Source organism: Streptomyces sp. NPDC051286 (assembly GCF_044455345.1).
In the GTDB taxonomy this organism is placed as follows: domain Bacteria; phylum Actinomycetota; class Actinomycetes; order Streptomycetales; family Streptomycetaceae; genus Streptomyces.
Window position 1 is genome coordinate 71,825 of the sequence record NZ_JBITER010000019.1, and the last position, 8,929, is coordinate 80,753.

10 protein-coding genes are annotated in these 8,929 nt (G+C 71.1%); 5 read left to right on the top strand and 5 right to left on the bottom strand.

The window, feature by feature from the left end; genetic code table 11:
• Positions 1–65: 65 nt before the first annotated feature.
• Entirely contained in the window at positions 66–731 is a 666-nt protein-coding gene (locus ACIBB8_RS20515; protein WP_345510608.1) for an O-methyltransferase, read from the top strand.
• Between the two features lie 158 nt (positions 732–889).
• Here ACIBB8_RS20515 and ACIBB8_RS20520 read toward each other — a convergent pair whose 3' ends face one another.
• Positions 890–1,057 carry a DUF3117 domain-containing protein gene (locus ACIBB8_RS20520; protein ID WP_003966491.1) on the bottom strand — a complete coding sequence of 56 codons (168 nt, stop codon included), beginning with the start codon at positions 1,055–1,057 and terminating at the stop codon, positions 890–892.
• Between the two features lie 312 nt (positions 1,058–1,369).
• Here ACIBB8_RS20520 and ACIBB8_RS20525 point away from each other — a divergent pair, with 312 nt between their 5' ends.
• Positions 1,370–2,185, top strand: a complete 816-nt coding sequence (locus ACIBB8_RS20525) for an enoyl-CoA hydratase/isomerase family protein (protein WP_398954028.1) — start codon at positions 1,370–1,372, stop codon at positions 2,183–2,185.
• 91 nt (positions 2,186–2,276) lie between these two features.
• On the opposite strand, the gene ACIBB8_RS20530 is transcribed toward ACIBB8_RS20525, so the two are convergent.
• Together ACIBB8_RS20530 and ACIBB8_RS20535 are read right to left on the bottom strand one after the other, a co-directional pair.
• Positions 2,277–2,864, bottom strand: a complete 588-nt coding sequence (locus tag ACIBB8_RS20530) for a DNA-3-methyladenine glycosylase I (protein ID WP_398954030.1) — start codon at positions 2,862–2,864, stop codon at positions 2,277–2,279.
• Positions 2,861–3,370, bottom strand: a complete 510-nt coding sequence (locus ACIBB8_RS20535) for a hypothetical protein (RefSeq protein ID WP_398954032.1) — start codon at positions 3,368–3,370, stop codon at positions 2,861–2,863. Before ACIBB8_RS20535 ends, ACIBB8_RS20530 begins: the two co-directional genes overlap by 4 nt.
• Positions 3,371–3,681: 311 nt before the next feature.
• Between ACIBB8_RS20535 and folP the strand changes: the two genes are divergently transcribed.
• Positions 3,682–4,542 carry a dihydropteroate synthase gene (gene folP / locus ACIBB8_RS20540; RefSeq protein ID WP_398954150.1) on the top strand — a complete coding sequence of 287 codons (861 nt, stop codon included), beginning with the start codon at positions 3,682–3,684 and terminating at the stop codon, positions 4,540–4,542.
• Positions 4,543–4,668: 126 nt separating this feature from the next.
• Here folP and ACIBB8_RS20545 read toward each other — a convergent pair whose 3' ends face one another.
• On the bottom strand, positions 4,669–5,427 hold the full coding sequence (locus ACIBB8_RS20545) for a TIGR00730 family Rossman fold protein (protein ID WP_398954034.1): 759 nt from the start codon (positions 5,425–5,427) through the stop codon (positions 4,669–4,671).
• An 85-nt stretch (positions 5,428–5,512) separates the two neighbouring features.
• Entirely contained in the window at positions 5,513–6,592 is a 1,080-nt protein-coding gene (gene dapE, locus ACIBB8_RS20550; RefSeq protein WP_398954036.1) for a succinyl-diaminopimelate desuccinylase, read from the bottom strand.
• 167 nt (positions 6,593–6,759) lie between these two features.
• On the opposite strand from dapE, the gene ACIBB8_RS20555 reads away from it, so the two are divergent.
• Both ACIBB8_RS20555 and ACIBB8_RS20560 read left to right on the top strand, forming a co-directional pair.
• Positions 6,760–7,701 (top strand): hypothetical protein, encoded by a 942-nt coding sequence (locus ACIBB8_RS20555; RefSeq protein WP_398954038.1) that lies wholly within the window; start codon positions 6,760–6,762, stop codon positions 7,699–7,701.
• Between the two features lie 625 nt (positions 7,702–8,326).
• Positions 8,327–8,752: an ATP-binding protein gene (locus tag ACIBB8_RS20560; protein ID WP_398954040.1), complete on the top strand. Its 426-nt coding sequence runs from the start codon at positions 8,327–8,329 to the stop codon at positions 8,750–8,752.
• The last annotated feature ends 177 nt before the right edge of the window (positions 8,753–8,929 follow it).

Below are 8,929 nucleotides of genomic sequence, written 5' to 3' on the forward strand. Positions count from 1 at the left end.
CCCTTGCCCTTTCCCAACGCCCGGTCCCATCTGCGGGTTCCCGGGTGCAGCGGATACAGTCACCGTTGCGCCAACTACGGGGACAGGAGAGGGTCATTACCGCCAACCGGCAGACGAGCTGGGCGTTCGCCGACGCCTTTGTCGCCGAGGACGAAGCACTGCGCTGGGCCAGAGACCGGGCCCGGGAGGCAGGGCTCCGCTCGGTGTCACCGGGCACCGGCGCCGCGCTGCGCCTGCTCGCTGCCACGACCGACGCCAAGGCGGTGGCCGAAATCGGCACCGGAACCGGCGTGTCCGGCATCTATCTGCTGCACGGGATGCGGCCGGACGGGGTGCTGACCACGGTCGATCCGGAGCCGGAGCGGCAGCAGTTCGCCCGCCAGGCCTTCCGGGCTTCGGGGTTCGCGGCCAATCGGGCCCGTTTCATCCCCGGCCGCGCCCTCGACGTACTTCCGCGGCTCGCGGACGGCGGGTACGACCTCGTGTTCTGCGACGGCGACCGGCTGGAGAGCCTGGACTGCCTCGCTGAATCGTTGCGCCTGCTGCGACCTGGCGGTCTGGTCTGCTTCGAGGGCGTCTTCGCGGACGGCCGTACGGTCGACTCCGCGGCGCAGCCGGCGGAGGTACTGCGGCTGCGGGAGCTGTTGCGGGCGGTGCGGGAGAGCCAGGAGCTGATGGCTACGTTGTTGCCGGTGGGCGACGGGTTGCTCTGCGCCGTCCGGCGTGGGTGACCGTTCGCCGTTCCGTGCCCTCGCCGGAACGGCCGGGCGTCGTCGGTCTCCCCCGGCCCCGAAGGACCGGGAGCCCCTTCGACGGGCTTGTTCCGCATGCATCACTGCCCCGGCACGGACCCGTGCCGGGGCAGTGATGAAGTGTGGGCGCCTCTGCGTCAGCCGACGACCTTCTTGAGGGCGTCGCCGAGTGCATCGGCCTCGTCCGGAGTCAGCTCCACAACAAGCCGACCGCCGCCTTCGAGCGGAACGCGCATGACGATGCCCCGCCCCTCCTTTGTCACCTCGAGCGGGCCGTCGCCCGTCCGCGGCTTCATGGCCGCCATGCTCGTTCCCCTTCCTGAAACCAGCTCATAACAACCGGCGGCCCCATGACAGGCGCTGTGTCACCGGCATCGAACACATTGCTTCCAGGCCATTATCCCGCATCACAGACCCCCGTGACCAACATCGGTCTGCATCGCTTGCGCAACGCGCTCTCGCAAAACCACCCAATTCGGCGATCCGACTGCGATACTCCGTCGCCTTCGCCCCTCCATCGGGGCGCAATTGTTAGACGCAGGTCACATGCTCCCCCTCGGCGATCTCGGCCATGCTTGCCTGGACAGGCATTGCCCGAGGCGCAAAGGGGACAGCAAATGGCGGACCATGTGGCCGACACCGTGCTCTACGAAGTGACGGACGGACTCGCGACGATCACGATCAACCGTCCCGACGCGATGAACGCCATGAACACAGCCGCCAAGGCGGCCCTCCGTGACGCGCTGCAGTCGGCCGCGGCCGATACCGCTGTCCGGGCGGTTCTGCTCACGGCGGCCGGCTCGCGCGCCTTCTGTGTCGGCCAGGACCTCAAGGAACACGTCGCCGCGCTGACCGCCGTCCGCGAGTCGGGTTCCGGCAATGCGCTGAGCACCGTACAGGAGCACTACAACCCCGTCGTACGGGCGATCACCGAGATGGAGAAGCCGGTTGTCGCCGGGGTGAACGGGGTCGCCGCCGGCGCGGGCTTCGGCTTCGCGCTCGCCTGCGACTACCGGGTGGTCGCCGACAGTGCGTCGTTCAACACCTCGTTCGCCGGGGTCGCCCTCACCGCCGACTCAGGTGTCTCGTGGACGCTGCCCCGGCTGATCGGCCAGAGCCGCGCAGCCGACCTGCTGCTCTTCCCGCGTTCGATCTCGGCGCAGGACGCGTACGAGCTGGGCATCGTGAACAGACTGGTGCCCGCGGCCGATCTCGCCGCGGAGGCCCTGGCCGTGGCCCGCAAGCTGGCGGACGGCCCGACGGTGGCGTACGCCGCGCTCAAGGCGTCGCTGGCCTACGGCGCCGGCCACACACTGAGCGAGACGCTGGAGAAGGAGGACGAACTCCAGACCAAGGCGGGCGCCTCCGAGGACCACACCATCGCGGTGCAGGCGTTCCTGGACAAGGCGAAGCCGAAGTATCTGGGCCGGTAGGGCCTCGCGGGGGGTCGGTCCGGGCCGGGGCGTGGACGGCTGTTCACCAGTGGGCGGCTTCCTCCACGGCACCGCCGACCCCGCTGCGCGGCTACGCCCCCGTGCCGCGGGCCACGCAGTCGGCCAAGTGGTCGTCGACCAGGCCGCACGCCTGCATCAGGGCGTAGGCCGTGGTGGGGCCGATGAAGCGCAGGCCGCGCTTCTTGAGGTCCTTGGCGAGCGCGGTGGATTCCGGGGTGACCGCCGGGACGTCGCCGAGGGTGCGCGGGGCGGGCCGGGTGGCCGGGTCCGGGGCGTACGACCAGATCAGTTCGTCCAGCTCGCCGTCCGGCCATGCGGCCAGCACCTTGGCATTGGCGAGCGTCGCCTCGATCTTCGCGCGGTTGCGGATGATCCCGGCGTCGGCAAGGAGGCGTTCCTTGTCGGCGTCGGTGAACTCCGCCACCGCAGGGATCTTGAACCCGGCGAAGGCACTGCGGAATCCTTCCCGGCGGCGCAGGATCGTCAGCCAGGACAGCCCGGACTGGAACGCCTCCAGGCAGAGTCGCTCGAACAGGGCGTCGTCGCCGTGGACGGGGCGACCCCATTCCGCGTCGTGGTAGGCGAGGTAGTCATCGGTGGACAGTCCCCACGGACAGCGCAGCCGGCCGTCCGCCCCCGCTTCGGCGCCGCCGCTCATCGCTGCGGCTCCTCGCCGGACCGGGGCCCGGACTGTGGACCGGGCGGCGGCTCCTCGCCGGACCGGGGGCCTGACGGGGGCCAGGAACGCGGCTCCGACTGCCGGTCGGGCTGCTCATCGGACTGCGGCGCAGACCGGGGTGCCTGCTCGGGCCGCGGCCGGTCCTGCGGCTCCTTGAGGAGCCCGACACCGCCCACCGCCGCCGCCTGCGCTCCGGCGAGCGCCGACTCCAGCTCGGCGATCCGCGCGTCCCGCTCGGCGAGCTCGGCGCCCAGGCGGCCGAGCGCGTCGTCGACGTCGGCCATCCGGTATCCACGTGCCGTCACCGGCAGCCGCAGCGCCTCGACGTCCGCGCGGCCCACCGGACGGGTCGCCGGCAGCGGGTCGGTCAGTTGCTCGGGCGCCACGTCCTGCAGGACAGCGCTCTTCCCTCCGCCGACCACCGCGAGGGTGACCGCGGCCACGACCACCACCATCGCCAGCAGCAAGAACCAGAACACACGCATCTCCCCTGGGGCGGAAACCTGTCCGGCTCCGATCGTGCCATGCGGTACTGACAGTTACGGCCTCACCCACAAGAGGGAGTGGGCTCCCGACGCCCTGCGACTCCACTTGCGGCGTTGCCGTCGGTCACCGACTCCCCCACAGCCTCAAGGGCGTGGGAGGTGCCCCCTCCGCGTCGACTCCGTCCTCCGCCTCGCCATCGAAGCCGCACGACGCCGCTCGCTGATCCACTCCCTATTGTGGGGGAGGCCGTCAGGGTCGCAGGCGGCGGCGGGGGATCTATCCAGAGGAGAAACACAGGATGCGAAGCGGTGTGCTCAGGCTGGGGCGGCGCGAATTCGGGGCGCACGAGCCAGTGATCATGGCGATCGTGAACCGTACTCCGGACTCCTTCTACGACCAGGGCGCGACCTTTCGCGACGAGCCCGCGCTCGCCCGGGTCGAGCAGGCTGTCGCCGACGGCGCCGCGATCATCGACATCGGCGGAGTGAAGGCCGGTCCCGGCGAGGAGGTGACCGCCGCGGAAGAGGCCCGCCGCACCGTCGGGTTCGTCGCCGAGGTGCGGCGGCGTCACCCCGATGTGGTGATCAGCGTCGACACCTGGCGCCACGAGGTCGGTGAGGCGGTCTGCGAGGCCGGTGCCGATGTGCTGAACGACGCGTGGGGCGGTGTCGACCCGAAGCTCGCGGAGGTGGCCGCGCGGTACGGCGCGGGCCTGGTGTGTACGCACGCGGGCGGAGCCGAACCGCGGACCCGGCCGCACCGGATCGCGTACGACGACGTGATGGCGGACATCCTGCGGGTGACGGTGGGGCTGGCCGAGCGGGCCGTGGAACTCGGGGTCAGGCCGGACGGCATCATGATCGACCCCGGTCATGACTTCGGGAAGAACACCCGGCACTCGCTGGAGGCGACGCGTCGCCTCGGTGAGATGACGGAGACCGGCTGGCCCGTTCTCGTATCGCTGTCCAACAAGGACTTCGTCGGGGAGACGCTCGACCGGCCCGTGAAGGAACGGCTGATCGGGACGCTGGCGACGACCGCGGTCTCGGCGTGGCTGGGCGCGCAGGTCTACCGGGTGCACGAGGTGGCGGAGACGCGCCAGGTGCTGGACATGGTGGCGTCGATCGCGGGGCACCGGGCGCCCGCGGTGGCCCGGCGCGGGCTGGTGTAGCGGCGGCGGGACGGGCGCGAGCCGGGCCCGGGGCGGCGGGGCCGCTGCGCGAGACGTGCCCCTCTGCCCGCCCCTTCCCGATCCGGGGCGCTGCCCCGGATCGCGCTCCTCAGTCGCTGGAGGGACTCACCGTGGCCAGTGGCCGACTTCCTTCGTGACCAGGTCGACCGCCTCGTGCACGTCGTCCGTGACGTGGAACAGCAGCAGGTCCCTCTCGGACGCCTTCCCCTGCGCCACCACCGTGTTCCGCAGCCAGTCCACCAGACCGCCCCAGTACGCGGTGCCGAAGAGCACGATCGGGAAGCGGGTCACCTTGCCCGTCTGCACGAGGGTGAGCGCCTCGAAGAGCTCGTCGAGTGTGCCGAGGCCGCCGGGCAGGACGACGAACCCCTGCGCGTACTTCACGAACATCGTCTTGCGGACGAAGAAGTAGCGGAAGTTCACGCCGATGTCGACGTGCGGGTTGAGCCCGGACTCGAAGGGCAGCTCGATACCGAGGCCGACCGAGATGCCCTTCGCCTCCCGCGCCCCCTTGTTCGCTGCCTCCATCGCCCCGGGACCGCCCCCGGTGATCACCGCGAAACCGGCCTCGACCAGCGCCTTGCCGATCTGCACGCCCGCCTCGTAGTCCGGGCCGTCGGCGGGGCTGCGGGCCGAGCCGAAGACACTGATCGCGCTCGGCAGCTCGGCCAGCGCGCCGAAGCCCTCGACGAACTCCGACTGGATGCGCATCACCCGCCAGGGATCGGTGTGCACCCACTCGGAATCGCCCTCGGAGTCCAGCAACCGCTGATCGGTGGTGCCGGGCTGTACCTGTTCCCTGCGGCGCAGTACCGGACCGAGCCGCTGCTCCTCGGGGACGTGAGCTTCTTCGGGGCTGCCCATGACCTGCTCCCTCCGACGACGTGACGACGTGCTGTGTCAGGTCAGGGTAGATCCATGGAGGTTACGGACAGAGGAATCCTGTGGGTCAGCTGGTGAGCCAGGAGCGGAGCCGGTCCTCGCAATGGGTGATCCGGTCGACCACCACGTGCTCGTTGCGCTTGTGCGCGAGGACCGGGTCACCGGGCCCGTAGTTCACGGCGGGGATGCCCAGCGCGCCGAAGCGGGAGACGTCCGTCCAGCCGAACTTCGGCTTCGCGGTACCGCCGACGGCCTCCACGAACGCCTTGGCCGCCGGGTGGGAGAGGCCGGGCATCGCCGCGCCGGAGTGGTCGTCGACGGTGAACTCGACGACGCCGCAGTCCGCGAAGACCTCGTGGACGTGGGCGAGGGCGTCCTCGGGGCTGCGGTCGGGGGCGTACCGGTAGTTGACGACGACGGTGCAGACGTCCGGGATGACGTTGTTGGCGACGCCGGCCTCGATGCGGACGGCGTTCAGGCCCTCGCGGTACTCCAGCCCGTCGATGACCGGCCGGCGCGGTTCGTACGCGGCGAGGCGGGTGAGGATCGGAGCGGCGGCGTGGATGGCGTTTGACCCCATCCAGCTGCGCGCGGAGTGCGCCCGCTCCCCTTCCGTACGGAGAAAGACCCGCAGGGTGCCCTGGCAGCCGCCCTCGACCTGGGCGTCGGACCCTTCGAGGAGGACGGCGAAGTCGCCCGCCAGCCAGTCGGGGTGGGCGTCTGCGACATGGCCGAGCCCGTTGAGATGCGCGGCAACCTCTTCGTTGTCGTAGAAGACGAAGGTGAGGTCGCGGTTGGGCTCGGGCACGGTCGCGGCGATCCGCAGCTGGACGGCGACGCCCGACTTCATGTCGGAGGTGCCGCAGCCCCAGAGCACACCGTTCTCGTCGAGCCGGGACGGGACGTTGTCGGCGATCGGCACGGTGTCGATGTGTCCGGCGAGTACGACGCGCTCGTCGCGGCCGAGGTTCGTCCGGGCCACGACGTTGTTGCCGTGCCGGTCGACGGTCAGGTGCGGGAGCGTGCGCAGGGCCGTCTCGATCGCGTCGGCCAGCTCCTTCTCGTCCCCGCTGACCGACGGGAAGTCGACGAGGCGGGCGGTGAGGGCCGGGCCGTCCAGGGTGAGGTCAAGGGTGCTTTCGGGCATGGCCCCGACCCTAAGGCCTGTCCGGCCCTGATCCGCCGGCCGGGCCCGGGGACATTCTTTCGGACCGGGCCGGATCGGGGACCCCGCGAGCCCGGCGTGATCTGGAAGGAAAGCCCTTGAGGGACTTCGCCCTCGGCCCCGGCCGGGCCCTCCAGTACGGTGGGCGCGTGCCCCGGACCCCCACCTCCGCCCGCCGACACACCGGCCGCAGCCGCCTCTTGCGTATCGCAGCGGCCTTTGCCGTGCTCGTGGCCCTGGCCGGCTATCTGACTATTCAGTACATCTCGGGCAACAAGGGCGTCGAGCGGTGCACCGTGCAGTCCTCTGACGGCTCGACGGGCCGGGGACGTACGTACCGGCTGAGCCCGGAGCAGGCCGCGAACGCCGCGACGATCTCCGCGGTCGGCACCACGCGCGGGATGCCTGAGCGTGCGGTGACGATCGCGCTGGCAACGGCGTTGCAGGAGTCCGGGCTGCGCAATATCTCGCACGGCGACCGGGACTCGCTGGGGCTGTTCCAGCAGCGCCCCTCGCAGGGCTGGGGCACCGAGAAGCAGATCCTGGACCCGGTCTACTCGGCCGGGATGTTCTACCAGCATCTGGCCGAGGTGCCCGGTTACTCGCGGCTGCCGCTGACGGTCGCCGCACAGCGGGTGCAGCGCAGTGGTTTCCCGCAGGCGTACGCGAAACACGAGCCGGATGCCGCACTGCTGTCCGCCGCGCTGACCGGCCGTACGCCCGCCGCGCTGACCTGCACGCCGACGCAGACGGCAGCGGGGCCCGCCGATGCGGCACAGGTGCGGTCGGAGCTGGTACGGGCCTTCGGCAAGGGTGTGCTGCCCCCCTCGGACAAGCCGGGTGACGGGGTGACGGGCGGGGCGGAGGCCGCGGGCACGGTTTCGGTGCCGGTGAAGGCGGCGCGGACCACCGGAGAGGGCGGCACGGCGCAGCGCGGCTGGGAGCTCGCGCACTGGGCAGTGGCGCAGGCCGAATCGCTGGGCATCGGAGAGGTCGCGTACGCGGGCCGGGTGTGGAGGGCCGGGTCGGGCTGGCGGACGGACCATGCGGAATCAGGCACCGCGCAGGTCCGCATACAGCTCGTTCGCTAGGAGGGTGCTGAAGATCGTGGCCGGATCAGCGAGCGGCGTCCGGTGCGTGCAGCTGCAAGGCGCCGAAGAGGCCTCTTAGCGGAGCTATCAGGCCGTTTTGGCAACGCCGCAGATGTGCGTGCAAGGCGTCGGGAGCCCGGCCAAGATCTTCAGTGCCCTCCTAGGGCGCGTTTCCAAAGGAGCGCCGTCCGCCCGTAGGGCGGGACAGGCATCGCCTGGTGCGTGCGATCGCAAGGCGGCCGGAAAGTCCTGGCGGAGCTATCAGGACTTGCGGCCGACGCCGCGAGCGGGCGCGCCGGACGGCGCAACGGGGCAACGCCTGTCGGGAGGGACATCAGTACGAAGGATCCCTCGCAGGGGCCATTCAGCCCATCCGGAAGCCGCCGTCACCACACGCCTCCGTAACTCTCCCCTTCCTACGCCATTTCCCTTGCGGCAAAAGGGAAGTGGCGGCTCGTCCGACGTTCGGGGAATGCAATGTTTGCCCGGGTTCCTCCGTTGTGGATTATGTGACGCATTGCCGACTCTTTACTTCGGTCCACCGCAACCTCCCCCGCCCCCACGACGGTTGTCACTGCGTCCGGTCAACGGACAGACAGATTCCACATCCCGTCGAAGGAGCATCATGTCCCTCCCCCTGACCCGTCGGATCGCCCGTGCCGCGCTGCTGATCGCGGCGGGTGCAGCCCCCGTGGTCGGTGCGGCCGGCGTCGCCGGTGCCGCGGAGCTCCCGCAGGCCCCGGATCTCGGCGGTCTGACGACCGTCGACGGTGCCGGACTCGGCAAGACCCTCGACGGCGCGTCCGGGCAGGGCACCAAGGTCGCGGGTGCCACCGGCGGCAAAATCGTCGGGACGGCCGTCCCGGCCGCGCGCAAGACCGTCGGCAGCACGGGCGGCAAGGCCGCCCCCGCCGCGCGGAAGGTCGCCGGTGAGCTAGTCGGCGGGGCCACCGGTGCGGCGACCAGGGGCAGTCTGCCGAGCGGCGGTCTCGCCGGTGGCGGTCTGCCGACGACGCAGGGCCTGCCCACCCACGGTCTGCCGATCGGCTGAGAGTCTGTCGGGCGACGTCCGCCCGATCAGAGGTCGCCCGACAGGCTCTGAGCCCGTACCGGACAGGCGCGAGGGCCTCGGGAGTACGCACTCCCGAGGCCCTCGCGCCCGGGCCGGTAGGGTGAGGGCCCCCCCGTGTCCCCCGCCCCCCCCCCGTAGGGCCACGCCCGGAACACC

Bases quoted from the DNA above. Each gene is read 5' to 3' on its own strand.
- ACIBB8_RS20520 (WP_003966491.1), bottom strand. From the start codon at position 1,057: ATGGCGGCCATGAAGCCGCGGACGGGCGACGGCCCGCTCGAGGTGACA.
- ACIBB8_RS20525 (WP_398954028.1), top strand. From the start codon at position 1,370: ATGGCGGACCATGTGGCCGACACCGTGCTCTACGAAGTGACGGACGGA.
- ACIBB8_RS20530 (WP_398954030.1), bottom strand. From the start codon at position 2,864: ATGAGCGGCGGCGCCGAAGCGGGGGCGGACGGCCGGCTGCGCTGTCCG.
- ACIBB8_RS20535 (WP_398954032.1), bottom strand. From the start codon at position 3,370: ATGCGTGTGTTCTGGTTCTTGCTGCTGGCGATGGTGGTGGTCGTGGCC.
- ACIBB8_RS20545 (WP_398954034.1), bottom strand. From the start codon at position 5,427: ATGGGCAGCCCCGAAGAAGCTCACGTCCCCGAGGAGCAGCGGCTCGGT.
- dapE (WP_398954036.1), bottom strand. From the start codon at position 6,592: ATGCCCGAAAGCACCCTTGACCTCACCCTGGACGGCCCGGCCCTCACC.
- ACIBB8_RS20560 (WP_398954040.1), top strand. From the start codon at position 8,327: ATGTCCCTCCCCCTGACCCGTCGGATCGCCCGTGCCGCGCTGCTGATC.